The sequence below is a fragment of the Alloyangia pacifica genome, assembly GCF_900116195.1.
In the GTDB taxonomy this organism is placed as follows: domain Bacteria; phylum Pseudomonadota; class Alphaproteobacteria; order Rhodobacterales; family Rhodobacteraceae; genus Salipiger; species Salipiger pacificus.
This window is the reverse complement of record NZ_FOZW01000007.1, coordinates 1-24,556: the sequence shown is the minus strand read 5'-3', so window position 1 is coordinate 24,556 and position 24,556 is coordinate 1. Positions and strand designations below refer to the sequence as shown.

Sequence of the window (24,556 nt, the reverse complement as noted above, 5' to 3'; positions counted from 1 at the left end):
TCAGCCTCCGGTGATCATCGGGATGACGCGGGACTGGTAGAAGGTGATCAGCGTCTCGGTCATGAAGCTCATGGACATCCAGAAGGTGACGACGATGGCGAGCAGCTTGGGCACGAAGGTCAGGGTCATTTCCTGGATCGAGGTCAGCGCCTGGAACAGGCCGACCCCGACCCCGGCGAGAAGTGCGGCGGTGAGGATCGGCAGGGAGGTCACCGTCGCGACCCAGAGGCCCTGTCGCAGCGTGTCGAAGAAAAGGGTTTCGGTCAGCATGGCTCAGACCGGCATCCGCAGCAGTTCCTGATAGGCCTCGACCACCTTGTTGCGCAGGGTCACCACCGTCTCGACCGCCAGCTCGGACTGGGCGAGGGCCTGTACCAGTGCGTGCGGGTCGGCATCGCCGGTCATTGCCGCGTCGGATATCTCCTCGCTTTCGGTGAGGGTCGCGGCAAAGTCGCGGGCGGCGCCGGCAAGCCGGGCACCGGCGCCGCGGCTGTCGGGTTCCGGCTCCATGGCGGGGCGGGACGCCGCGTATTGCTGCGCGGCGAAGAGCGATCGGACATCCATTCTGAATTCCTTTCACGTTGCGTGGAAAAGCGAGTGGTCAGGGCCATGCGTCACCTGCGCAGCAGGTCGAGCAGGCCCGAGGACATCTGCCGTGTCTGTTCGAACATCTTGAGATTGGCCTCGTAGCTGCGCTGGGCTTCGCGGGCATCGGCAAGCTCGATCAACAGGTCGACATTGGAGCCGAGGTAGTGGCCGCTTCCGTCGGCGAGCGGGTGGCCGGGATCGTAGATCTGCGCCAGCTCCTTGCGGTCCAGGGATACCTTGCCCGGCACGACGCGGGTCAGCTCGGAACTGCTTTCGGGCTGCGAGGTGAAAGGAATGGTCTTGCGCCGGTAGCCGGGGGTGTCGGCATTGGCGATATTCTCGGCGAGGGTCCGCAGGCGCTGGGATTGCGCTTTGAGCCCGCTCGAGGTGACGGAGAGTGCGTCGGAAAAGGCGCTCATCTGCTGCTCCTTTCATCGGATGCCGGAACCCATCGGCTGCCGGGCACATCAGGTGCCGAGGCTGGCCCGCAGCAAGGTGAGGTTCGATCGGTAAATGGACAGGGCGCGCTCGTGGGCGCGCTGGGCATCCACGGCACCGAGCATCTCGACCTCGATCGAGACGGTGTTGCCGTTGGGGTCCTCGGTCCCGCGCCGTTCGACGAACTCGGGGGGCTGCGCCGAGAGCGACCGGGCGCCAAGATGACCACCAAGATGACCGGCCCGCGTGACGCGCATTGCGCCGCCGGTCTGGTCAAGCGTGTCGGTGAAGTCCGGCAGATCGACGCCGCGATAGCCGGGCGTATCGGCATTGGCGATGTTCTGCGCGCTCGCCGCCTGGGCGGCGCCGGCGTGGCGGGCCATGGCCATTGCAGTGCGGAACACATCCAGGGTCTGGAACATCGGGGCTTCTCCCTCGATTGGTTTCAACCAAGGCTTAACGGCGATTCCTTTAGAAATGGTTTGAACCTGAGGAAGGGATCGCCCGATGGAAGAGAGCCAGATCGCCTCGCTGCGCCAGCGCATCGCGGGGGTGCAGGCGGTGCGCGCGGTGGGCCGGGTGCGCTCGGTCGAGGGAACGGTGATCTGGGTGCGCGGATTGGCGCACAAGGCCCGGATCGGTGACCGGCTGCGCCTGATGCGCGAGGCCGGACCTCTCGAGGGCGAGGTGCTGCGCATCCGCGAGGAGCTTGTCGCCATGCTGCCTGACGATGGGGTGGAGGGGGTGTCGCAAGGGGACCGCGTCGCGGTTCTTGGAGCGCCTGGGCTGGCACCCGCCGATGGCTGGATCGGGCGGGTGATCGACCCTTACGGGCAGCCGCTGGACGGCGCCCCGATCAGCCCGGGGCCGCAGCTGCGCTCGATTCGCGGCAGCCCGCCGCCCGCGGCGCGGCGGCGCGGGCTGGGCGCGCGGCTGGCAACCGGCATGGCCGCCTTCGACACGCTCCTGCCGATTGTGCGTGGTCAGCGGATCGGGCTGTTCGCCGGTTCGGGGGTGGGCAAGTCACGGCTGCTGGCCGGGCTGGCGCGCGGCATGGCGGCCGAGGTCGTCGTGCTTGCGCTGGTCGGCGAGCGGGGGCGCGAGCTGCATGATTTCGTGCATGACGTTCTGGGGCCCGAGGGCATGGCGCGGGCGGTGGTCGTGGCCGCGACCTCGGACCGCTCGCCGCTGGAGCGCCGGCGCTGCGCCCTGGCCGCGATGACCGTCGCCGAGCATTTTCGCGATCGGGGGCGACAGGTGCTGTTCCTGGTGGACTCCATCACCCGCTTTGCCGAGGCGCACCGCGAGGTGGCGATCGCCGCGGGCGAACTGCCGGCGCTGCGGGGATTTCCTGCCTCAACGGCGCATCAGATCATGCGCCTTGCCGAACGTGCGGGCCCGGGGTTGGAGGACAGCGGCGATATCACAGCGGTCTTCTCGGTGCTGGTGGCCGGTTCGGACATGGAGGAGCCGATCGCCGATATTCTGCGTGGGGTGCTCGACGGGCACACGGTGCTCAGCCGGGACATCGCGGAACGCGGGCGCTATCCGGCGATCGACGTTCTGCGCTCGGTCTCGCGCAGCCTGCCCGAGGCAGCCAGCCCCGAGGAGAACGAGATCCTGCTGAAGGTCCGACATCTGATCGGTGCCTATGCGCGGTCGGAGGCGATGATCCGCGCCGGTCTCTACCGCGACGGTGAGGACCCTCTGCTCGACCAGGCAATTCGCATCTGGCCCGAGTTGGACGGGTTCTTTGCCGAAGCCTCGCCCGAAGGGCCGGCGGGGGCTTTTGCGCGGCTGACGTTGCTCCTGCGCCGCGCAGCAGCGGCTGGCCATTCGGAGCGACGTGGCGGCCGGGACAGGCAGGCCAGTTAGCGGCGGCTGCTGTCAGAGGAACCCTGGCCAGAGAGACCCCGGTCAAAGGGTTCCCAGTCAAAGGGTCCCCAGTCAGAGGGCATCCCAGCGGGGCACGTTCATGAGCAGGGTCAGCGCGATCTGCCCGGTGCCCGCGGCGGTGAAATCCTTGACCTGCTCCTGCAGAAGGTAGGTCTGAACGATCCGGTTCAGGGTCTTGTCCGTGGCAAGCTCGGCAATGTCGTTTGTGCCGAACCTGCTCGCCGCCTTGTCCTTGAAGACCTCGAGCTGTTGATCGATGTCGAGCTGTCCGAGAGAGGAGGGCAGGCCGAGGGCACCTTCGAAAACGCTGCGCAGGGGCTGGTTGCCCATGATGCGGAACCATTTGGTGTCATTGGCGACATTCGCTGCCGCGAGCTCCGGAAGGCTGCGCTGGAGCGAGAGTGAAAGGCGCAGGGCATTGTCCTGCTCGCCGACGGCCACCTCGAACTGCTGCGCGCGGAACTTGCCGATGATTTCCCCGGCGAACCCGTCGAGCGTGGTGCGCGGACCGTTGGGCCGGTCGAAGCCGAAGCCGCGCGCCAGTGCCTTGTAGCGCTCATCCGCCAGCTTGTTGGCGAGGGCGTCTGTTTGGGTGGTGCCCTCTTCCAGAAGTTTGCGGATGAAATAGCGGCTGTCGATATCGTCCTGCAGCCCGTAGGCACCGAGGGCGACCCGCAGCAGGCGGCGGTCTGACACCAGTTCCTCGGCGGTGGAGATCGCGCCGATGTTCTCGGCGAAATACTCGGTGTCGCGCACCAGCGCGGGGCTGCTGTCGAAACTGGCACGCTGGGTTTCGCGGGTGCTTTGCAGGAACTGCCAGGCGACCAGCCCGGTGCCGACGATGATGGGTTGAAAGCTCATGCCCGCCCCGCCGCCAGCAGCCTGTCTTCGCGCGGGATCAGGGCGCGAAGCGATTTCAGGCAGTGATAATATTGCGCGTCGAGCAGCGCCTCGGTGGCGCGGGTGAGCAGCGCCCGGCTGTCCGGGTCGGTGAGGATGTGGCTCAGCTCCTCGATATTGCGCAGCAGCTGGGCCCGGGTTCCCTCGGGCGGGGCATCGCCGGTGAGCACGAGCTGCGCGGTGTAGCACAGGCGGCGCACCGGGGTGCAGGCTTCCTCGGGGTGGATGGCATCCTTGAGCCGCAGGATGTTCGCTCCGGGCGTCATGATCGATAGCTTGCTGCGGCGGTCGCCATTCTCGATCACCGCGCCGTTGATCAGCAGCCGCTCGTGCGGTCCGAGCTTGAGCACCAGCCCGGTCATCGCAGCGACGCCAGCGAGGACGCATCGGCCCGGGCACCGGTGCCGAGGACGGTGGAGCCGCCTGCGGGTCTCGATGCGGCGGTCGCGGGCCGGGAATTCAGGCCGGCGAGAATGGCGCGGTTCACCTCGATCAGCGGGGCAAGTTTCGCTTTGCGAGACAGGATCTTGCCCGTGTGATGCTGGACGAATTCGCAGAGGTAGAAAATCTGCGCGCGAAGCTCCTGCGGGAGCTTGTTGTCCTCGTCCGCCACATCCACGGCAAGCGCAGTCCAGAGCTTGCGGTTGTCGTGCAGGGCGGCGACGAGCGCGGGGTAGCTGCGCGGACCGGCCTCGGCGGCGCTTTTCATGCGATGGGTGACCCGCGCGATCAGGTCGTATTCGATGGCGCGGGCGGTGCGCGTGCTGGTGTTCGACTGCGCATAGGCGCGGCGAGCCATGAGATGTGCATTCATGACGATGCCCTTATTCCTTGGTCCGATGCCGTCCATTCTGGCGAAGCTCCGGGGCCGGGTGGGCCGGCCCCGGAGGGGTCACGTCAACGGAAGAGCGACAGGAGAGATTGCGGTGCCTGGTTGGCGATCGACAGCGCCTGCACACCGAGCTGCTGCTGCACCTGCAGCGCCTGCAGCCTGGCCGAGGCTTCTTCCATGTCGGCATCCACCAGCGTACCGATGCCGGACTTCAGCGCGTCGGTAAGGCCCGAGATGAAGGCCGTCTGCGTTTCGATCCGGCCCTGGGTCGAACCGAAGGCGGAGGCCGAGTCGATGGCCGTCTGGATCAGCCCCTCGATCTGGTCGAGCGCCGAATCGGCGCCGGCCTGGGTGGTGACGTCGATATTGCTGAGCTGCTCGAGCTTGCCGCCGATGGTGTTGCCCTCGGAGGCGTTGACCGAGGAAAGCGTCACGGCAACGGTGTCGGTCGCGTCGGTGAGCGTGGAGGTAAAGGTCAGCGTGTCCCCGGTGACGGTGGCATCGAGCACATCCGAATCCAGCTCGTTCGCCGCCATGAAGCTCTTGAACGAGGCATGCAGCCCCTTGGCCACGTCGGTCGCGGTATCTCCTTCGCGGGCGACATAGACGATCTCGAGCGTGGTGACCTCCGTCGCGCTCGGGCCGGCGGCCGTGGTCGAGCGGTAGTCGGTCTGCGTGAACTTCGAGTTGTCGGCATCGGTGCCGAAGACGTTCAGCGTATAAGCGGTGCCGGCGGTGAAGCCGCTGTTGGTGGTGCCGATGTCGATCGTATCGGTCTGCGTGCCGTTCAGCGTCACCGCATCGACCGAAGCGGTCAGCGCTGTCGCGGCGACCGTGCCGGCGACCGCCGCGGCGCCGGTGCCGAGATCCTGCTTGGTGACGTTGATGTCCGAGGCGGCGACACCGGTGACCGAGCGATCGAGCGAGGCCAGCACGTTGATGCTGCCCGAGCCGACGGTTTCCTCGATGTTGGACAGCAGGTTGAGGCCGTTGAACTGCGCGGCGCTGACCACGGCGCCGATCTGTCCGCGCAGCGCGTCGATGTCCGCCTGGATTTTCGCCCGGTCGACGTTCTCTTCCTGCGCGGCGACGATCTTGCCCTTCACGTCGGTGAGCAGATCGGTCACGGTTTCCGCCGCCTGGCGGGCCACGGCAACGGTGGACTGGCCGAGGTTGAGGCTGTCGGAAATACCCTTGAAGCCCTTCACGTCGGCTTCCATGACCTTGGAGATGGCCCAGACCGCGGCGTTGTCTTTGGCGCTGGCGACGCTCTTGCCGGTGGAGATCTCACCCTGGGTGTTGGTGAGGTTCATGTTGATGGACTTGAGAGTTTGCAGCGCGACCATCGCGCCATTGTTCGTCAGGATGCTAGACATCGATTTTCGTCCTTGAATGTGGCGCTTTGCGCCATTCCTGTCACCGGTCGCGGCCCATGGTGGGGCGACCTTCTTGGACGTCGTTCTGACGAAGCAGTTGAGGAGCCTCTCCCCCTGCGCCATCCTTTTCGGGATGCCGCGTCACCGTAGTCGGCGAGTTCTTAATCCAAGGCTAAACCGCGTCCGAATTTGCCATGTATCGCGGCGGGAATGACTAGAGTTTCCGATGAATTTTTCCGGTCGGCCCGTGCCCGATGCCGGTCTTCTGCCCGTCAGGGCCGTAGGTCTCCATCCGCTGGGAGAGCCTCTCCCAGTCCGAGAGCCTGGACCGGACCGCGGCAAGCCCCTGCAATGCGCTGCCAAGCAGGCGCTGATTGCGGCGCAGCGCGGCCAGCAGCGCGGGCGCGCGCACGGGCTGCGCCATGTAGCGCATGGCACAGGCCTGCTTGGCGCGGTCGAGTTCGGGCAGCCGTGTGAATTCGCCGGAGAGCAGCGCCCGCCGCTCTTCGTCGAGGAGCGCCAGGAACTCCGCCTCGGCACTCCCGGAGGTGCCGGTCCGCGGTGTCATCGCCCTGCCGCGGCAGGCGCGGTGCGATCCGGCAGGATATCCGGCAGAAGCTGCACCCGCTCGGCAAGGCGCGCGGCATATTCCTCGCGCAGGAAGGAAGCGAACTGTTCTTCCCCCGCGCCCCCCCCGAACGCGCCTCGGGTCGGCACGACGTCGGCAAACTGCAACATCTGAGAGAGGAACAGCCGGTTCAGCAGGGCCTGTTGTGCGGAGAGGGACGAGGTCACGGGCAAAGTCTGGACCGGCATGGCGGGCTCCTGTCGATTCGAATGAATGCTCTGGGGAATGTGTAAAATACCCGGGGTAAAGGCATTCTTAGCGACTGCCGTCCTAGGGTTGCTCCCATGCCAGAAATGGGGTCGACAGAATGTTCCCGATTCCGATGGAAACCCAATCTCCCGGGGGCAGGCCGAGGCCGGGCGCCCCTGCCGAAGCGGCGGGCGAGCGCAGGCTGCCATCCGGCCCGCGCGACATGCCGGATGCGCGCGACAGGCCGGACGCGCGTGACATGCCTGATGCGCGTGACGGGCCGGATTTTCGGCACGTTTTTCTCTCGTCCGGAAAGGAGCGCCCGGTGCCGCCCTCGGCCGGGCAGGCGCCCGGAGGCCCCCCGTCGCCGGGTCCTGATGGGCCTACGTCCTCAGGGGTGGCAGGAGAGTCCGATGCCGCGTTCTCCGTGGTCGCGGATGCGGTGAATGCGGCACGCGGGGATGCGGGGACCTGGCTTACCGATTCCGGCGCGGTTGTCGACGAAGAGGAGGACGCCGCGGAATGGATCATGTTCCCAGGCGCCGATCGACCAGCCCCCGGAGGAGTCATCCCAGGTTCAGAGGCGTCGGGGCTTGCGGGCGGGTGGATCAACGACAGCGGTGATAGGGCGGGCGGCGCGCCGTCGGTTGCCGCACGCGTGGAAACGGGTCTCGGGCAGGCATCCGCGGCCGATGCGTCGCAAGCTCCGGGCGGGCCCGATGACCGGGTTGCAACTATTTCAGCAGAGCGTTCCGCAGCGTCTGCCGACCCGGCTTCGCTTCGGCCGTCTCGCGACCAGACCAGCATGATGCCCATGGGCGCTCTCTCGATGGTCGAAGCCCCGACGCCCGGCCCGCATCAGCGCACTCTCGAGACGGGTCTCTCCGGGGGCGCAGACACCTTTCGAACGGATCCGGCCGGGCTGACCCGCGAACCTTCGGTTCTGCCGCGTCCGGTTTCGGCGGCTCGAACAAATGCTGCAGCCACGGCGCGACCGGTACTGCCAGGAGGCGCGGGCAGAGAAACGCAGGATCAGGCGGAGGCAAGCTCCGGGGGGGCAGGACAGCCAGGTTCCGCAGATTCGAGACCGACAAGCCCGTCGTCTTCCGGACCGCTGGTCGCGATCGCAGCAGGGCCGCAGGACCCCGGCCCGAAGATTGCCGCAATCCGGGCCGCGACCGCTCCCTCGCGCGGGCTCTCCGGGAAAGGCGTGGGCGGCTCCTTTCCGCCCCAGGGCGCGGTGAAGGGCGCACAATCGGGGCAGCCGCAGCCAAATATGGGACCGGAAAGCCCGCCCGGGCCCGCGCATTCGTGGCAGGGCGCGGTGGGTACCTCAATGTTCGGTCCGGCCAGTCGAGCCGGTTGGGGCCCTCATGATCCAGACCCCGGCAGCCGGACAGATGCCACTGAGACCCCGCGGGGTGCCAGCGAGTCCGTTCCGGCAAAGGGCGCCTTGGGGAGTCCTCCGGGTGATCGGGTGCCAGGGCGGCGCGACGCTGCGCATGACCAGCAAAAACATATCGCGCGCGGAACACCCAACGCCACGCCAGCCACCGACGCCGCTCGGGACCCTGGTCAGCTCCGGCGCGTCGGGCGCTGGAGCACGGCACCAGTTGGAACACCCGGGCAGCAGGCCGCTTTCGCGCCCGGACCCGGCCAGCCTGTCGAACCCGTCGCGGAGGGCGGCGATCAGGTCGAGCTTGCCGACCGCAGGGCAGACGCGTCTCTCTCGGAGGCGGCGCAAGCGCAGGTCGAAAGGGGGGTATCCGCCGCCAGAGGCCAAAACCCCGCAGCGACCACGGCGCAGGCGTCGAGCTTCCGGCAGGTCGCCGAGGCGATCGCCGCGGCAGAGCGGGCCCGTGTCGAAATCCGGCTGGAGCCAGAAGAGTTGGGGCGCATCCGGTTTCACATGCAGATCACGGATCACGGCATCGCTTTGCAGGTGACCGCGGACCGCGCCGAAACCCTCGAGATGATGCGCAGGCATGTGGATCAGCTGGCCCGGCACCTGTCAGACGCGGGCTTCCCTGGCAGCAGCTTCAGTTTTGCGGGTGAGCGCCAGGGCAGGCCGGGAACGCCGACGCCCGAAGCGCCGCCCAGCAACGAAGCGCCGCCGGCGGAGAGGGTCGCGACCGCGGCGGGCGACAGCAGCGCCGACCCCGCCACACGGGACGGGCTGGATCTCAGGCTTTAGGCAAGCGGCTAAACCCAGGAGTGAATGTATGGATGTTTCGACGGTGAGCCAGGCTACGGCCACGACCACTGCAACGGGGGGAAACCCGGATCAAGTCTCTGTCCTGACGAGCGATTTCGACACGTTTCTGCGGATGCTGACCACCCAGGCGCAGAATCAGGACCCCTTCAATCCCGTGGATGCGACCGAATACGCCTCGCAACTCGCCAGTTTCTCGGCGGTAGAGCAGCAGGTGCTGACCAACAAGCTGCTGACGGGGCTGGTCGAGAGGGTGACCGGCGAAGGGTTCGAGCGAATGGCATCGTGGATCGGGCTGGAGACGCTCGCGCCCGGCGCCGCCTATCTTGACGGTGCCGGGGTCGCCTTGACCTTCGATCCGGTCGAGGAAGACGAAAGCGCGGTGCTGGTCCTGCGCGATGCGACCGGGGCACTGCGCAACCGCATCAGCCTTGCCGCAGGGCAGAAAAGCTACGTCTGGGATGGAACCGACCTGTCGGGATCGCAACTTCCTGCGGGTGTCTACGGCGCGGCGCTCGAGCTTTCCCGCGAAGGCGTGGTCGTCGAGACGCGGGATGCCCGTTCCTACATGCGGATCGACGAGGTGCGCCGGGACGGCGCGAGCTACCTGCTAACCCTGCAGGGCGGCGGTCATATGGACGTTTCGGAGGTAGCAGCCCTGCGTCGACCGGAGGTGTGAGCCATAGCGCGCCTGTCGAGCGGCCGAAGCGCGGCCGCGGAGCTTTTGGGCGGACATCGGAACGATAGCGCCGGTGGTGTCACGGCTGACCTGCGGAAAGGTCCGGCTTCAGAAGGGAAGTCCGGCATCAGAAAGAGGGTGTCGAAAGGAACCGCTGGTGAAGTCCGCCGTGAAGATCGAACGGAGAAATCCAGCGGACCTCCTTGCGGAGCACCCCGCCGGAACTCCACTTCAGAAAATCGACAGAAGAACCAGCGTCAGCCCCGCGCCGGAAATCAGCCCGCCGATCCCCCAGCCGAGCCGGCGCGCCCATTTCGATTCGAGCTCGTCGGCGAGGCCTTGGGTCTGCCGGATCAGCGCCTCCTCGACCAGTCCGGGCAGCCGCGGACCGAACCGGGCCATCACCCGCGCGGTCTTGGCGAAATCGCGCAGCGCAGCACGGGGGCCGATCGAGGTCTTGATGTATTGCTCGACCACCGGGCGTGCGACGCTCCAGATGTTCATGTGCGGGTTCAGCGACCGGGCCACGCCCTCGACCACAACCATGGTGCGTTGCAGCAGGATCAGCTCGGTGCGCGTCTCCATGCCGAAGCGCTCCGTCACCTCGAAGAGGTAGTTGAGCAGTCGTCCCATCGAGATACGGGTCGAATCCATGCCGAAGATCGGCTCGCCTACGGCGCGCAGGGCGCGGGCGAACTCGTCCACGTCCTGATCGGCGGGCACGTAGCCGGCCTCGAAATGCACCTCTGCGACGCGGCGATAGTCGCGGCGGATGAAGCCGTAGAGAATCTCGGCGTAGACCCGGCGGGTGTACTCGTCGATATGGCCCATGATGCCGAAGTCATAGGCGATGATGTCGCCGTTCGGCGCGACCTTCAGGTTGCCCTGGTGCATGTCGGCGTGGAAGAAGCCGTCGCGCAGCGCGTGGTTGAGGAAGAGTTGCAGGACCCGCTCGCTCAGCGCGACGCGGTCGTGGCCGGCGGCGTCAATGGCCTCGTTGTCACCGAGCGGCACGCCCTCGGCCCAGCTCATGGTCATCACGCGGCGGCCCGACAGACCCCAGAGCACTTCGGGCAGCTGGAAGCCCGCGTCATCGACGGTGTTCGCAGCGAACTCGCTGGCCGAGGCGCTTTCCAGACGCAGGTCCAGCTCGCCGTTCACCACGCCCTCGAAATGGGCGATCACGTCGCGCGGGCGCAGGCGGCGCGAAGCGGGGGAGAGAAAGTTGATCGCATCGGCGGCCAGCCAGAAGGCATCGATGTCCTTGCGGAAGGCGCGTTCGATCCCCGGGCGCAGCACCTTCACCGCGACGGTCTCGCCGGTCTCGGCCAGGCGTGCCTTGTGCACCTGCGCGATCGAGGCGGCGGCGACGGGCGGGCTGAACTCGGAGAAGACCTCGTCGACCTTCACGCCGAGTTCGGATTCGACCTGGGTCTTGGCGGCCTCGATGGCGAAGGGTGGCAGCTTGTCCTGAAGCACCCGAAGCTGGTTGGCGAGATCTTCGCCCACCACGTCGGGCCGGGTCGAGAGCACCTGGCCGAACTTGATGTAGGCCGGGCCAAGCGCGGTGAGCGCGCGGGTCACCGGCGGCATTGCGGGATCGCCCTCGTAACCGAGCCACTTGAAGGGCCAGGCGAGGATGCGCGCCGCGGCGCGCAGCGTCGGCGGCGCATCCACCGCGTCGAGCACCACGCCCATGGCGCCCGTGCGCTCGAAGGTGGCGCCGGTGCGAACCAGCCGCCAGATGTTGTGCGGACCCTTCATGTCAGATCTTCCAGCCCGAATGCAGGCAGGCGATGCCCATGCTCAGGTTGCGGTACTTGGCGTTCTCGAAGCCGGCCGCCCGCACCATGCCGAGGAAGGTCTCCTGGTCGGGGAACTTGCGGATCGATTCCACCAGGTACTGGTAGCTGTCGCGGTCGCCCGCGATCACCTGCCCCATGCGCGGGATCAGGTTGAAGGAATACATGTCGTAAACCTTCTGCATCAGCTCGTTGGGGATCTGGCTGAATTCCAGCACCATGAGCCGCCCGCCGGGTTTCAGCACGCGGTAGGCCTCGTTGAGGGCTTCCTGCGGGCGGGTCACGTTCCGGATGCCGAAGGAGATGGTGTAGACGTCGAAAGTGTTGTCGGCGAAGGGCAGGGCCATCGCGTCGCCCACCACCCAGTCGAGCTGCTCGGCCATGGCATCCGCCTCGGCGCGCTTGCGGCCCTCGACCAGCATTGGTTCGGTCAGGTCGCAGACCGTGGCGTGCCCGTGGCCCGCGCGCTTCAGGAAACGGAAGGAGATGTCGCCGGTGCCACCTGCCACGTCGAGCAGCTTCTGCCCGGGCCGCGGTGCCAGCCAGTCCATCATCGCGTCCTTCCAGATGCGGTGAATGCCGAAGGACATGGCATCGTTCATCACGTCATATTTCGACGCAACGGAGCCGAAGACGCCGCGCACGCGGCCAGCCTTCTCTTCCTCAGGGATGTCGGTGAACCCGAAGTGGGTGGTTTTTCCGGTCTCTTTGGTCATGGGCCTTGCCGTCCTGTGTCCGACACTCCTTATAGAGCCCGCGCGCCGCGCTGCAATGCGGCCCAGTGGAAAGGATCCGTGATGCCCGAACTTCCCGAGGTGGAAACCGTCCGTGCGGGGCTTGCCCCGGTGATGGAAAACCAGGTGATCGCCGAGGCGAAGGTGAACCGCCCCGATCTGCGCTGGCCCTTCCCCGAGCGCATGGCCGAGCGGCTGACCGGCGCGCGGGTGCTGCGGCTGCGGCGGCGGTCCAAGTACATCCTCGCGGATCTCGACACGGGCGAAACCCTGCTGATCCACCTGGGCATGTCGGGGCGGATGCTGGTTTCGGGCGATCCGCTGGGCCGCTTCGTGCATGAGCACCCGGCACCGGAAAAGCACGACCACGTGGTCTTCGAGATGGCCAGCGGCGCACGCGTCACCTTCAACGATCCGCGCCGGTTCGGCGCCATGGACCTGATGGAGACCGCCACCGCCGGGGCACATCCGCTGCTCGCGGCGATCGGGCCGGAGCCGCTGGGCAATGAATTCAGCGAATCCCATCTGGTGGCCGCGCTGAAGGGGCGGAGCATGCCGATCAAGACGGCGTTGCTGGACCAGAAGATTGTTGCCGGATTGGGGAATATCTATGTTTGCGAAGCCTTGTTCCGCGCCGGCATCAGGCCTTCACGCCGCGTCAACCAAATCTCGGAAAAGCGCATCTCGGCGCTTGTTCCGATCATCCGGCAAGTGCTGACGGACGCCATTGCCGCGGGCGGCTCCTCGCTCAAGGATTTCCGGCAAGCCGATGGGGAACTTGGATATTTCCAGCACAGCTTCGATGTCTACGGACGCGAGGGGCAGCCCTGCCGCGGGGATGGTTGCGCCAACACCGTTCACAGAATCGTGCAATCCGGACGCTCTTCCTTCTACTGTCCGAGCTGCCAAAGATAACTTGATTGCAGGGGTCAAGTTGGTAAGGCTGCGCGACAATGCCAACGGACGGGAGCCCGAAGTCATGGCCTATGAGACGATTATCGTCGAAGTAGACGACGACGTTGCAACGATTACACTGAACCGCCCGGACGCCCTCAATGCGCTGAACAGCCAGCTTCTTGGCGAGCTCGCGCAGGCGCTGACCGAGGCGGATGCCAATGACAAGGTGCGCTGCATCATCCTGACGGGTTCGGCCAAGGCCTTTGCCGCAGGGGCCGACATCAAGGAGATGTCGGAAAAGTCCTTCGTCGATATGTTCCTCGGCGATTTCTTCGAGCCGGCGACCGAGGCGGTCGCGAAGGTGCGCAAGCCGGTGATCGCCGCGGTGAGCGGCTACGCGCTCGGCGGTGGCTGCGAGCTGGCGATGATGTGCGATTTCATCATCGCCTCGGAGACCGCCAAGTTCGGCCAGCCCGAGATCAACCTCGGGGTCATTGCCGGGATCGGCGGCACGCAGCGCCTGCCGCGCTATGTCGGCAAGGCCAAGGCGATGGACATGCACCTGACCGGGCGCTTCATGGATGCCGAAGAGGCCGAGCGCTCCGGGCTGGTGAGCCGCGTCGTGCCGGTGAAGCAGCTGATGGAAGAGGCGCAGAGCGCCGCGGCGAAAATCGCCGAGAAGTCGATGCTGGCTTCGATCGCCGCCAAACAGGCGGTCAACCGCGCCTTCGAGACCACGCTGGACGAGGGGCTGCTGTTCGAGCGGCGCCTGTTCCACTCGTTGTTCGCCACCGAGGACCAGAAGGAAGGCATGTCGGCCTTCCTGGAAAAGCGCACGCCGCAGTTCCGAGACCGCTGAGTCCCCGGCTGTCGGGATGACCCGCGGAAAATATCGGCCTGTCCCATGCGGGGCAGGCCTTTTTCATGGCCGCGTTCAGGCGGCCGCTATCCGCCGGTCAGGATTGCAGCGGTCCGCGCACCTGCCGAATTGCCGCCTGGATGGCGCGCCAGTTCTCCGCCTCCTCGGCAGCGCCCCTCTGTTCGTTCTCGCGCACCTTGGCAGCGGCCTCGGCTTCGGCGCGGCCACCATGGACCCGGTAGAGCGCCTGTGCGGCCTCGTTGATCTGGATCGCGTTCATGGCTGATTCCTCCTTTCAGTCAGAAGCGTCCCGCGACAGGGGCCGCGGGAGGCCGATCCTAGCCGATTCCCCACCCATTCCCCAAGTTTTGCCGTCAGCCCCTTTGCAACCGGCGGAAAATGGGCTATGCGCCCCGCCTACATGCGTGTGATGCCCGCTCAGGCAAGAATCGGTCCGGCGACGACAGATCCGGGTCTGATGGATATTGCACGTCCGAAATTCAGACCTTGGCCCCCGTCGGCCACAGACACATAGGACCGATCATCATGGCAAACACGCCCCAGTCCAAGAAGCGCGCACGTCAGAACGAGAAGCGTTACGCCGTCAACAAGGCACGCCGTTCGCGCATCCGCACCTACCTGCGCAAAGTCGAGGAAGCGATCGCTTCGGGCGACAAGGACGCAGCCACCGCAGCTCTCGCCGCAGCTCAGCCCGAACTGATGCGCGGCGTGACCAAAGGTGTCTTCCACAAAAACACCGCATCGCGCAAAATGTCGCGCCTTTCCTCGCGGGTGAAGGCGCTCGCCTAATCACGTCAAGTGTACGGCTGAAATGACACACCTAAAAAGTGTGTGATCGAAAAGGCATCGCCATTGGTGGTGCCTTTTTTCGTGACTCACACCATATTTTGAAGGCCGAGATTCTTTTTTCGGATTCCATTGAGTCAAGTTTGAAGTTCGGTTGCTGCCCTTCTCAGAACAGGAGTAATTTCATCGAGCGAGTCACATCGCTGGGGGGACAGGCAATCGGGGACTAAGCCACACGTACATGTGGAACATGTTTCCGTCGCTTCGGTCGTCTATCACAGGACGCCGAAACCGGGGTGATTTCATCCTGCCAGTCCATTTGTAAAATGGGTGAGTAGTGCGCCTTACGGGGTCGCTTCGGGATACTGGGAGTCCCGGAGATTCCTTATGCGTTTCTATTCCACCGGGGCAGAGAATTCTCGTCCTGACTCATGCCAATTGGCATGGGACCGTCTTTTGCTTCCCTGCTGTGGCTCGAATGGGCGCGTGTGTGTGTCGCCCGAGGGACAGAGAAGAACCGGTGAAGACACGGAGCGGGGATAAATGACGCAGGAACAATGGGGTGCGCTGCAAGACAGGCTGAGCAGCACGATCGGGGAAAACAATTACCGAACCTGGATCAAGCCCCTCGAATACAAAGGTCTGGAAGCCGACGGGGTGGCGGTCTTCCTGGCACCGACGAATTTTATCGGCACCTATGTGTCGCAGAATTTCGGAGACCTGCTGCTGTCGCAGATCTCAACGCTGGATTCGCAGGTGCGCCGCCTGCAGTTCCGCGTCAGCAACGCGCCGCGCCCGGCTGCTGGGCGTCCGCGCCCGGTTGCCGCGCGGCCAGAGCAGGGAACGGCGCAGCCGGTCCAGGCCAGTGGCGCGAATGGTGCGGCGAATGGCCAGTCGAACGGTCAGGCCGCGGGGGCGGACCTGCTGCCGAGCGCGCCGCTTGATGCGCGCTTCACCTTCGACAACTTCATTGTCGGCAAGCCCAACGAGCTGGCCCATGCTGCCGCGCGCCGCGTGGCCGAGGCCGAGACCGTGACCTTCAACCCGCTGTTCCTCTACGGCGGCGTGGGTCTGGGTAAAACGCACCTGATGCACGCGATCACCTGGGAGTTGCGCAACCGCCGCCCCGACCTGAACGTGCTGTATCTGTCGGCAGAGCAGTTCATGTATCGCTTCGTGCAGGCCCTGCGCGAACGCCGCATGATGGACTTCAAGGAGCTGTTCCGCTCGGTCGACGTGCTGATGGTCGATGACGTGCAGTTCATCGCCGGCAAGGATTCGACGCAGGAAGAGTTCTTCCACACGTTCAACGCGCTGGTGGACCAGAACAAGCAGATCGTCATCTCGGCCGACCGCGCGCCGGACGAGATCAAGGACCTGGAAAACCGTATCCGCTCGCGCCTGCAGTCCGGCCTCGTGGTCGACCTGCACCCGACGGACTACGAGCTGCGTCTCGGCATCCTGCAGTCCAAGGTCGACACCTACCGCACGCAGTATCCCTCGCTGCAGCTCGACGACGGCATCCTCGAGTTCCTCGCGCACCGGATTTCGACCAACGTGCGCGTGCTCGAAGGCGCTCTGACGCGGCTCTTCGCCTTCGCTTCGCTGGTCGGCCAGCCGATCACCATGGAGCTGACGCAGGACTGCCTTGCCGACGTTCTGCGTGCCTCGGACCGGAAGATCTCGATCGAGGAAATCCAGCGCAAGGTGGCGGATCACTACAACATCCGGCTCAGCGATCTGATCGGCCCCAAGCGCGTGCGCAATTTCGCCCGCCCGCGCCAGGTTGCGATGTACCTGTGCAAGCAGCTGACCGCGCGCTCGCTGCCCGAGATCGGCCGCCGGTTCGGCGGACGCGACCACACCACGGTCATGCACGGCGTGAAGCGGATCGAGGAACTGCGCATGCAGGACAGCCAGATCGCCGACGACATCGAGCTGCTGCGCCGCGCGCTCGAGGCCTGAGGCCCGGGCCGCGGTATCCGGGCCCGGAAGATCCGGCCTGAGACCGCACGACCACATTTGGGAACGGGGCTGCCTTCGGGCGGTCCCGCGGCCTTGACGCTGCAGGCAATCCATCGGATCAATCAGCAAAACAATTTGGAGTAGCTTCGCAAAAGCGCCAAGCTGCCCCTTCGGCCAACCGAGGAACAGGGCGATGAAAGTCAGCATAGAACGGGCGACGCTGCTCAAGGCAGTCAGCCAGGCACAATCGGTGGTCGAACGCCGGAACACCATCCCGATCCTGGCCAACGTGCTGATCGAGGCCGAGGGCAACACCGCCAGCTTCCGCGCCACCGATCTCGACATCGAAGTGCTCGACCGCGCCCCCGCCGTCGTCGAGCAGGCCGGTGCGACCACCGTCTCTGCGGTGACCCTGCATGAGATCGTCCGCAAGCTGCCCGACGGCGCGCTGGTCCAGCTGACCGCCGACAATGCCGCCGGCCGCCTGACCGTGGCCGCGGGTCGCTCGAACTTCAGCCTCGCGACGCTGCCGAAGGAAGACTTCCCGGTCATGGCCTCGTCGGAGTATTCGTCGAATTTCACCGCCAAGGCCGAGGTTCTGCGCCGGCTCTTCGACAAGTCGAAGTTCGCCATCTCGACCGAGGAAACCCGCTACTACCTCAACGGCGTCTACATGCATGTGGCCGAGAGCGAAGAGGGCCGGGTGCTGCGCTGCGTCGCCACCGACGGCCACCGTCTCGCCCGGATCGACGCGACCCTGCCCTCCGGGGCCGAGGCGATGCCCGGGGTGATCGTGCCGCGCAAGACCGTGGGCGAGCTGCGCAAGCTGCTCGACGAGGATGACATGGACATCGCCGTCTCGGTCTCCGAAACCAAGGTGCGCTTCGCGACCCCCGACATCACGCTGACCTCGAAGGTCATCGACGGCACCTTCCCGGACTATTCGCGCGTCATCCCGATGAACAACACCCGCCGCCTCGAGGTCGACGCGGGCGAGTTCGCCAAGGCGGTGGACCGCGTGGCGACCGTCTCGTCCGAGCGCTCGCGCGCCGTGAAGCTGCAGCTTGACGAGGATCGGCTGGTGCTCTCGGTCAACGCCCCCGACAGCGGTGCCGCCGAGGAAGAGCTGGCCGTGGCCTATGGCGACGAGCCGCTGGAGATCGGCTTCAACGCGAAGTACCTGCTGGAGATCGCCAGCCAGGTGGATCGCGAGAACGCCGTCTTCATGTTCAACTCCTCGGGCGATCCGACGCTGATGCGCGAAGGCACCGACACCTCGGCTGTCTACGTCGTCATGCCGATGCGGGTCTGACGGCACCGCCACGCCGTGAGTATTTGGAGAAAGATGAAAGGCAGGGGCGCGGCTTCTGCCTTTCATCTTTCCGAAAATACTCACTTTCCGACCGCGCCGCATCGCGCTACCGCCTGAGCCATGTCCCTGCATCTCACCCGCCTCACGCTGTCGCATTTCCGCTCGCACCATGGTGCCGAGCTCGATGTGGATGCGCGTCCGGTGGCGCTGCATGGCCCCAATGGCGCGGGCAAGACCAATATCCTCGAGGCGGTCTCGCTGTTCTCGCCCGGGCGCGGCATGCGGCGGGCCTCGGCGCAGGAGATGGTGCGCCGCCCCGAAGCGTTGGGGTGGAAGATCGAGGGCCTTCTGCAGACCGGGACAGCGCTGCACGAGATCGCTTTCCGCTCGGAGGCCGGATCCGCTCGGCAGGTGCAGATCGACGGCAAGGCAGCGCCGCAGGTGGCGCTGGGACGGCTGGCGCGGGTGCTCTGGCTGGTGCCCTCGATGGACCGGTTGTGGATCGAGGGACCGGAGGGGCGGCGGCGCTTTCTCGACCGGATGACGCTGAGCTTCTTTCCCGACCACGCCGAGTTGAGCCTCGGCTACGAAAAGGCCATGCGCGAACGCAACCGGCTCTTGCGCGACCAGGTGCGCGACGGCTTCTGGTATGCGGCGCTGGAGGGGCAGATGGCCGAGGCGGGCGCGGCGCTGCAGGCCAACCGCCGCGCGGCGCTGGCGCGGCTGGCCGAGGCGCAGGCCGGGGCCGAAACGCAGTTCCCCGCCGCCGAGCTGGCGCTGGTCGACGCCGAGACGCCCACCCCCGAGGAGACCGCCGAATTGCGCGCGGCGCTGGAGGCCAGCCGCCCGCGCGACCTGATGGCCGGGCGCACGCTGGTCGGGCCGCACCGAGCCGATTTGCGCGGGGTGTTTGCCGCGAAGGGCGTGCCCGCCGAGGATTGCTCCACCGGCGAGCAGAAGGCTTTGCTGATCTCGCTGATCCTCGCCAATGCACGGGCGCTTGCGCAGGAGACCGGCGCGGCGCCGATCCTGCTGCTCGACGAGGTGGCGGCGCATCTCGACGCGGGCCGCCGCGCGGCGCTCTACGACGAGATCTGCGCGCTCGGGGCGCAGGCCTGGATGACCGGCACCGGGCCGGAGCTTTTCGCCGAGCTGGGGGCGCGGGCGCAGCAGCTGGAAGTCACCGAGCGGGATGGGCAATCATTGGTTGAAAACCGCGGTCTTTGACACCAAATCTTGTGTCAGCGGCGTGACAATCGTGCCTGAACACCGTATAAAACCAACAAAAATCATGAAGGATCGCGGCATGGCCGAACCGGCAAGCGCACCGCAGGAATACGGCGCGGATTCCATCAAAGTTCTCAAAGGCTTGGAGGCTGTCCGCAAACGCCCCGGGATGTATATCGGGGACACGGATGACGGCTCGGGCCTGCACCACATGGTCTACGAGGTCGTGGACAACGGCATCGACGAGGCTCTGGCGGGTCACGCGGACGCGGTCCGGGTGAAAATCCACGCCGACAACTCGGTCTCGGTGCGCGACAACGGCCGCGGTATTCCCGTCGATCTGCACCAGGAAGAGGGCGTCTCGGCGGCCGAGGTCATCATGACCCAGCTGCACGCCGGCGGGAAGTTCGACCAGAACTCCTACAAGGTCTCCGGCGGCCTTCACGGCGTGGGCGTTTCGGTGGTGAACGCGCTGTCGGTCTGGCTGGAGCTGCGCATCTGGCGCAACGGCAAGGAGCACTACGCGCGCTTCGAGCACGGCGAGACGGTCGAGCACCTGCGCGTCGTCGGTGACGCCGAGGGCGAGAAGGGCACCGAGGTGCGTTTTCTTGCCTCGACCGATACCTTCAGCAACCTCGAGTACAGCTTCGAGACGCTGGAGAAGCGCCTGCGCGAGCTGGCCTTCCTCAACTCGGGTGTGCGCATCATCCTCGAGGACGAGCGCCCCGCCGAGCCGCTGAAGACCGAGCTGCACTACGAAGGCGGCGTGAAGGAGTTCGTGAAGTATCTCGACCGCTCCAAGCAGCCGGTGATGACCGACCCGATCTACATGACCGGTGAGAAGGACGGCATCGGCGTCGAGATCGCCATGTGGTGGAACGACAGCTACCACGAGAACGTGCTGCCCTTTACCAACAACATCCCGCAGCGCGACGGCGGCACCCACGTGGCCGGCTTCCGCGGTGCGCTGACCCGCACGATCAACAACTATGCGCAGGCCTCGGGCATCGCCAAGAAGGAGAAGGTCTCCTTCACCGGGGACGACGCCCGCGAGGGTCTGACCTGCGTGCTGTCGGTGAAGGTGCCGGATCCGAAGTTCAGCTCGCAGACCAAGGACAAGCTCGTCTCCTCCGAGGTGCGCCCGGCGGTCGAGGGGCTGATGAACGAGCGGCTCGCCGAGTGGTTCGAGGAGAACCCCAACGAGGCCAAGCAGATCGTCGGCAAGATCGTCGAGGCGGCGCTGGCCCGCGAGGCCGCGCGCAAGGCGCGCGAGCTGACCCGCCGCAAGACCGCGATGGACGTGAACTACCTCGCTGGAAAGCTCAAGGACTGCTCCGAGAAGGATCCGTCGAAAACCGAGCTGTTCATCGTCGAGGGTGACTCCGCAGGCGGCTCGGCACAGACCGGGCGCGATCGGGGCACCCAGGCGATCCTGCCGCTGAAGGGTAAAATCCTCAACGTCGAGCGCGCGCGTTTCGACCGGATGCTCGGCAGCCAGGAGATCGGCAACCTGGTGATGGCGCTCGGCACCGGCATCGGCCGCGACGAGTTCAACATCGAGAAGCTGCGCTACCACAAGATCATCCTGATGACCGACGCCGACGTCGACGGCGCGCACATCCGGACGCTGCTGCTCACCTTCTTCTACCGGCAGATGCCGGAGCTGATCGAGGGCGGCTATCTCTATATCGCGCAGCCGCCCCTCTATAAGGTGACCCGTGGCAAGTCCGAGGTCTACGTGAAGGATCAGAACGCGCTCGACGAGTACCTGATCAACCAGGGCATCGACGGCGCCGGGCTGAAGCTGGCCAATGGCGAGGTGATCGCCGGACAGGATCTCGTGCGGGTGATCGACGAGGCGCGCCAGCTCAAGCGCGTGCTGGATGCCTTCCCGACCCACTACCCGCGCCACATCCTCGAGCAGGCGGCGATCGCCGGCGGCTTCGTGCCGGGCGCGGTGGAATCGGATCTGCAGGGCGTCGCCGACAAGGTGGCGCAGCGGCTCGACCTGATTGCGCTGGAGTATGAAAAGGGCTGGCAGGGCCGGATCACCCAGGATCGCGGCATCCGTCTCGCGCGCATCCTGCGCGGTGTCGAGGAGGTCCGGACGCTGGACGGTGCGATGCTCCGCTCGGGCGAGGCGCGCCGCACCGGCAGCTTCACCCAGGCGCTGCAGGCGGTCTACAGTGCGCCCGCCGTGCTCGAGCGCAAGGATCGCCGCCAGGCGGTCTACGGCCCGCTCGACCTGCTGAAGGCGATCCTCGAAGAGGGCGAGAAGGGCCTGTCGCTGCAGCGCTACAAGGGTCTGGGTGAGATGAACCCCGGCCAGCTCTGGGAAACCACGCTGGACCCGGATGCCCGCACGCTGCTGCAGGTCAAGGTCGACGACATGGCCGAGGCCGACGATCTCTTCACCAAGCTGATGGGCGACGTGGTGGAGCCGCGCCGCGACTTCATCCAGCAAAACGCGCTGAGCGTGGAGAACCTCGACTTCTGATCCAGTTGGACGAGCGAAATTGAGAACGGCGCGCAGGGGACTGCGCGCCGTTTTGCTTTTTGCGGTTCGTGCCTTCCTCGACGGCGAGCCTGCCACGCGGTGAAAAAGGCGCGCTGCGGAGCTCGACTAGCGGCCCGCAAACCCTTCGAGCAACATCGGGAAGTCCGCTTCGGGTGGGAAGCCCGCGTAGCGGTGCGGCGCCGGCGTCTTCGCCCAACCCAGCTTTTCCGAGGTCATCGTCTCGATGAACGGAAGGCACCACTCGGGCACGTCGAACATGATGGGCCGCACGTTCACGAAAGCCTCGTTGCCGGTGATCCGGGTGAACATCCAGCTGCCGCACTCGGGGCACATGTAATGGTCGAGCTGCGGCCCCTTGATCCCGCCCTTCACCGGTGCGCCGGTAACCACCCTAAAGCCCTCGGTCGGCACCATCATTGTGAGGGAGAAGGCGCTGGCGCTCATCTTCTGGCAGCCGCGGCAGTGACAGGCGGCGGTCATCATGGGGGGCGCGCCTACCTCGATTTCCAGCGCGCCGCAGCGGCAGCGGCCGATCTGGGGAAGCTCGGTCATGGCGGTCTCCTTGTCAGGGGGCGCCTCGATCGTAGCGCCAAAGAAAAAGCCGGCCCCGGGGCCGGCTCTTCGATCTCACTCGGTCCGCAGTCCTGCGGCCGATTCCTTGATGGCGTCATACTGCCCGCCGGGCCGGAAGCGCCACAGGTAGTCGGGCATCACCGCCTCGGGTGCGACCGGGCTGATGCCGAGGTCCGCCAGCCCCAGGGCATCCTCGCTCACCACGTTGTCACGGCGCAGCATCACCACCTGGTCACGGGTGATCGGCGCGGTGAACAGCCCGCCGGTGATCCGCTGCACGAATTCCGAAATGCCGCCGACCATCGAGGCAAGCCCGTAGGGCAAGTTCACCAGCATCTTGCGACGGCGGATCACCGTCAGCATCTCCTCGATGAAGGCGCGGAAGCTCTTCACCTCGGGCCCGCCAAGCTCGTAGACGCCTGGCGCGGCGGTTCCGGTCAGACCTTTTTCTGCGGCCTCGGCGACGTTGTCGACATAGACCGGCTGGAAGTTCTTGTCGGCCCCGACCAGCGCCAGCACCGGGCCCATGCGTGACATGGCGGCGAAACGGTTGAAGAACTGGTCTTCCATCCCGAAGATCACCGAGGGGCGCAGGATCATCGCGCCGGGGAAGGCGGCAAGCACTGCCTCTTCGCCGAGCGCCTTGCTCCGGGCATAGCCGCTCGTGCTCTCCTTGTCGGCGCCGATCGCTGAGACATGCACCAGCGCGCTGACGCCCTGCTCGGCAGCGATGCGGGCGATCCGGCCCGCACCCTCGACCTGCACCGCATCGAAATTGTTCTTGCCGCGGGCATCGAAGGTGCCGACGCAGTTCATCACCGCATCCGCCCCCTGCATCACACTGCGCACCGACTCGTCGTCGCGGATATTGCAGAAGACCGGTTCGACCTGGCCGACCGAGCCGTAGGGCTTCACGAACAAGGCTTCGTTGGGGTGGCGGACGGCGACGCGGACGCGCCAGCCGAGCTTGGCCATGCGGCGGGCGACATAGCGACCGACAAATCCCGATCCGCCGTAGATGGTGACGAGCTTGCTCATCTGGCTTCTCCTGCTCCGAGGTTCTGAGACCTTGAATACCGGCCCGTCCGGGACCCGGCAAGCCGGCTCCGTCGGGGAAGTTGCACAAATTGAAAAATCTGCGTTGACACTCCCTGCGGACATATTTAAACGCCCCCTCACCACCTGTGCCCAGGTGGCGGAATTGGTAGACGCGCTGGTTTCAGGTACCAGTGACTTAACGGTCGTGGAGGTTCGAGTCCTCTCCTGGGCACCATCAAACCCCCGCAAAATCTTCGGATTTTGCGGGGGTTTTGCTTTTCCGGTGTCGATCTCCTGTCTGCCTTCTTCGTGATCCAAGGCTTGCAGGGGGCGGCACTGCCCCTCTCGAATTCCCTCACCCCGGACCCACTCTGCTCGGGCGCTTTGCTGGCGTGCTCGGCGTGAGGCGTCGCGGGCGCAGACATGTGTCCTCCTGCCGGAGGAGACGCAGGTGAACCCGGGCAATTCTCCGCGCATATATACGCACCCGAAAATCTGCAGCACCTGGGGGCGGTGACTCGCTCCCACAATGTGCCGTCCAGAGGGGGATCGGGCTCTTGTCGAACAAGGACTCCGCTGATTTCGGGCGCTGCAGCCGACAAAAACGGGGCAGGAGATCGCCGAGACGGCTGTGATGCGCCGGTCCTCGTGGTGGGACCCGCCTAGGAGCCCGTCCACCGGGCCCTGTTTTTATGCGTTTTTCGGCTTCCATGCATTTTTTATGACGAAAAATGAAAAAAGAGGTTGCAGCCCCCCGGCACTGACCGTAAAAGCCCCTTCACCGGCGGCGCTGAGGCGCACAACGGGACGCCAGACGGGGCGGCGGCGGAGACGCCAGCGCAGACGAGGCGGTAAGAAATTCGAGAGACGGGCAGGCGGGCGCGCCGGAAGTTAGGGCGCACTGGTCTTGTTTTGTCTCTCACGCTCTTTGACATCGCAGATATCTGAAGAGATATGCGGGCGGCACTGGTTCATTTCGATGGATCAAGCCTAGCATATCAACGCTTCTAGGGTTTCGACCCGATGATGAAGTGTCAGCTTCACTGTTTGTCGGTCTTCGGTGCCTTTGGTACTGAAGCACGAGAA

The 24,556-nt window shown here is 65.8% G+C and carries 25 protein-coding genes and 1 tRNA gene; 11 read left to right on the top strand and 15 right to left on the bottom strand.

Annotation, left to right across the window (positions count from 1 at the left end; translation table 11 throughout):
• From BM397_RS15265 to BM397_RS15250, 4 genes are read right to left on the bottom strand one after another with little or no spacing between them, the layout of a single operon-like run.
• Positions 1-270 (bottom strand): flagellar biosynthetic protein FliQ, encoded by a 270-nt coding sequence (locus BM397_RS15265; protein ID WP_092425594.1) that lies wholly within the window; start codon positions 268-270, stop codon positions 1-3.
• Positions 271-273: 3 nt separating this feature from the next.
• Positions 274-564: a flagellar hook-basal body complex protein FliE gene (gene fliE, locus BM397_RS15260; protein WP_092425591.1), complete on the bottom strand. Its 291-nt coding sequence runs from the start codon at positions 562-564 to the stop codon at positions 274-276.
• A gap of 50 nt (positions 565-614) precedes the next feature.
• Positions 615-1,007, bottom strand: coding sequence for a flagellar basal body rod protein FlgC (flgC, locus tag BM397_RS15255; protein ID WP_092425588.1), 393 nt, complete (start codon positions 1,005-1,007; stop codon positions 615-617).
• Positions 1,008-1,055: 48 nt separating this feature from the next.
• Positions 1,056-1,448, bottom strand: coding sequence for a FlgB family protein (locus tag BM397_RS15250; protein ID WP_092425585.1), 393 nt, complete (start codon positions 1,446-1,448; stop codon positions 1,056-1,058).
• An 85-nt stretch (positions 1,449-1,533) separates the two neighbouring features.
• On the opposite strand from BM397_RS15250, the gene BM397_RS15245 reads away from it, so the two are divergent.
• Positions 1,534-2,901 (top strand): FliI/YscN family ATPase, encoded by a 1,368-nt coding sequence (locus BM397_RS15245; protein ID WP_092425583.1) that lies wholly within the window; start codon positions 1,534-1,536, stop codon positions 2,899-2,901.
• A gap of 72 nt (positions 2,902-2,973) precedes the next feature.
• Here BM397_RS15245 and BM397_RS15240 read toward each other — a convergent pair whose 3' ends face one another.
• From BM397_RS15240 to BM397_RS15215, 6 genes are all read right to left on the bottom strand, one after another.
• Entirely contained in the window at positions 2,974-3,783 is an 810-nt protein-coding gene (locus BM397_RS15240; RefSeq protein WP_092425581.1) for a DUF1217 domain-containing protein, read from the bottom strand.
• On the bottom strand, positions 3,780-4,184 hold the full coding sequence (flbT, locus tag BM397_RS15235) for a flagellar biosynthesis repressor FlbT (RefSeq protein WP_092425579.1): 405 nt from the start codon (positions 4,182-4,184) through the stop codon (positions 3,780-3,782). Before flbT ends, BM397_RS15240 begins: the two co-directional genes overlap by 4 nt.
• Positions 4,181-4,636 (bottom strand): flagellar biosynthesis regulator FlaF, encoded by a 456-nt coding sequence (flaF, locus tag BM397_RS15230; RefSeq protein ID WP_092426181.1) that lies wholly within the window; start codon positions 4,634-4,636, stop codon positions 4,181-4,183. The genes flbT and flaF overlap by 4 nt, the downstream gene beginning before the upstream one ends.
• A gap of 83 nt (positions 4,637-4,719) precedes the next feature.
• The gene (locus tag BM397_RS15225) at positions 4,720-6,030 is read right to left on the bottom strand and encodes a flagellin N-terminal helical domain-containing protein (protein WP_092425577.1); all 1,311 of its coding nucleotides are present in this window, start codon (positions 6,028-6,030) and stop codon (positions 4,720-4,722) included.
• A 214-nt stretch (positions 6,031-6,244) separates the two neighbouring features.
• Positions 6,245-6,598: a hypothetical protein gene (locus BM397_RS15220; protein WP_092425574.1), complete on the bottom strand. Its 354-nt coding sequence runs from the start codon at positions 6,596-6,598 to the stop codon at positions 6,245-6,247.
• Complete coding sequence (locus BM397_RS15215; RefSeq protein ID WP_092425572.1) at positions 6,595-6,846, bottom strand: hypothetical protein; 252 nt, start codon at positions 6,844-6,846, stop codon at positions 6,595-6,597. Before BM397_RS15215 ends, BM397_RS15220 begins: the two co-directional genes overlap by 4 nt.
• Before the next feature lie 1,478 nt (positions 6,847-8,324).
• On the opposite strand from BM397_RS15215, the gene BM397_RS29355 reads away from it, so the two are divergent.
• Both BM397_RS29355 and BM397_RS15205 read left to right on the top strand, forming a co-directional pair.
• A complete protein-coding gene (locus tag BM397_RS29355; RefSeq protein ID WP_176806683.1) occupies positions 8,325-9,041 on the top strand; it encodes a flagellar hook-length control protein FliK in 717 nt (238 codons plus the stop codon).
• A 28-nt stretch (positions 9,042-9,069) separates the two neighbouring features.
• Entirely contained in the window at positions 9,070-9,738 is a 669-nt protein-coding gene (locus tag BM397_RS15205; protein ID WP_176806680.1) for a flagellar hook capping FlgD N-terminal domain-containing protein, read from the top strand.
• Between the two features lie 231 nt (positions 9,739-9,969).
• Here BM397_RS15205 and ubiB read toward each other — a convergent pair whose 3' ends face one another.
• On the bottom strand, positions 9,970-11,502 hold the full coding sequence (gene ubiB, locus BM397_RS15200) for a 2-polyprenylphenol 6-hydroxylase (protein WP_092425566.1): 1,533 nt from the start codon (positions 11,500-11,502) through the stop codon (positions 9,970-9,972).
• Between the two features lies 1 nt (position 11,503).
• Positions 11,504-12,256 carry a bifunctional demethylmenaquinone methyltransferase/2-methoxy-6-polyprenyl-1,4-benzoquinol methylase UbiE gene (ubiE, locus tag BM397_RS15195; protein ID WP_092425564.1) on the bottom strand — a complete coding sequence of 251 codons (753 nt, stop codon included), beginning with the start codon at positions 12,254-12,256 and terminating at the stop codon, positions 11,504-11,506.
• Positions 12,257-12,337: 81 nt separating this feature from the next.
• Here ubiE and mutM point away from each other — a divergent pair, with 81 nt between their 5' ends.
• Together mutM and BM397_RS15185 are read left to right on the top strand one after the other, a co-directional pair.
• The gene (gene mutM, locus BM397_RS15190) at positions 12,338-13,189 is read left to right on the top strand and encodes a bifunctional DNA-formamidopyrimidine glycosylase/DNA-(apurinic or apyrimidinic site) lyase (protein WP_092425562.1); all 852 of its coding nucleotides are present in this window, start codon (positions 12,338-12,340) and stop codon (positions 13,187-13,189) included.
• Positions 13,190-13,253: 64 nt separating this feature from the next.
• Positions 13,254-14,030, top strand: a complete 777-nt coding sequence (locus BM397_RS15185) for an enoyl-CoA hydratase (RefSeq protein WP_092425560.1) — start codon at positions 13,254-13,256, stop codon at positions 14,028-14,030.
• 97 nt (positions 14,031-14,127) lie between these two features.
• Here BM397_RS15185 and BM397_RS15180 read toward each other — a convergent pair whose 3' ends face one another.
• Positions 14,128-14,310, bottom strand: a complete 183-nt coding sequence (locus BM397_RS15180) for a hypothetical protein (RefSeq protein WP_092425558.1) — start codon at positions 14,308-14,310, stop codon at positions 14,128-14,130.
• Positions 14,311-14,576: 266 nt separating this feature from the next.
• Between BM397_RS15180 and rpsT the strand changes: the two genes are divergently transcribed.
• From rpsT to gyrB, 5 genes are all read left to right on the top strand, one after another.
• On the top strand, positions 14,577-14,840 hold the full coding sequence (rpsT, locus tag BM397_RS15175) for a 30S ribosomal protein S20 (RefSeq protein ID WP_092425556.1): 264 nt from the start codon (positions 14,577-14,579) through the stop codon (positions 14,838-14,840).
• A 540-nt stretch (positions 14,841-15,380) separates the two neighbouring features.
• Complete coding sequence (gene dnaA / locus BM397_RS15170; RefSeq protein WP_092425553.1) at positions 15,381-16,802, top strand: chromosomal replication initiator protein DnaA; 1,422 nt, start codon at positions 15,381-15,383, stop codon at positions 16,800-16,802.
• A 193-nt stretch (positions 16,803-16,995) separates the two neighbouring features.
• Positions 16,996-18,114 carry a DNA polymerase III subunit beta gene (gene dnaN / locus BM397_RS15165; protein WP_092425551.1) on the top strand — a complete coding sequence of 373 codons (1,119 nt, stop codon included), beginning with the start codon at positions 16,996-16,998 and terminating at the stop codon, positions 18,112-18,114.
• Between the two features lie 120 nt (positions 18,115-18,234).
• Positions 18,235-19,341, top strand: coding sequence for a DNA replication/repair protein RecF (recF, locus tag BM397_RS15160; protein ID WP_092425549.1), 1,107 nt, complete (start codon positions 18,235-18,237; stop codon positions 19,339-19,341).
• Positions 19,342-19,420: 79 nt separating this feature from the next.
• A complete protein-coding gene (gene gyrB, locus BM397_RS15155; RefSeq protein WP_092426178.1) occupies positions 19,421-21,838 on the top strand; it encodes a DNA topoisomerase (ATP-hydrolyzing) subunit B in 2,418 nt (805 codons plus the stop codon).
• 126 nt (positions 21,839-21,964) lie between these two features.
• On the opposite strand, the gene BM397_RS15150 is transcribed toward gyrB, so the two are convergent.
• Entirely contained in the window at positions 21,965-22,411 is a 447-nt protein-coding gene (locus BM397_RS15150) for a GFA family protein (protein WP_092425546.1), read from the bottom strand.
• A gap of 75 nt (positions 22,412-22,486) precedes the next feature.
• Entirely contained in the window at positions 22,487-23,470 is a 984-nt protein-coding gene (locus BM397_RS15145; protein WP_092425544.1) for a complex I NDUFA9 subunit family protein, read from the bottom strand.
• Between the two features lie 148 nt (positions 23,471-23,618).
• Between BM397_RS15145 and BM397_RS15140 the strand changes: the two genes are divergently transcribed.
• Positions 23,619-23,705: transfer RNA gene (locus tag BM397_RS15140), tRNA-Leu, on the top strand.
• The last annotated feature ends 851 nt before the right edge of the window (positions 23,706-24,556 follow it).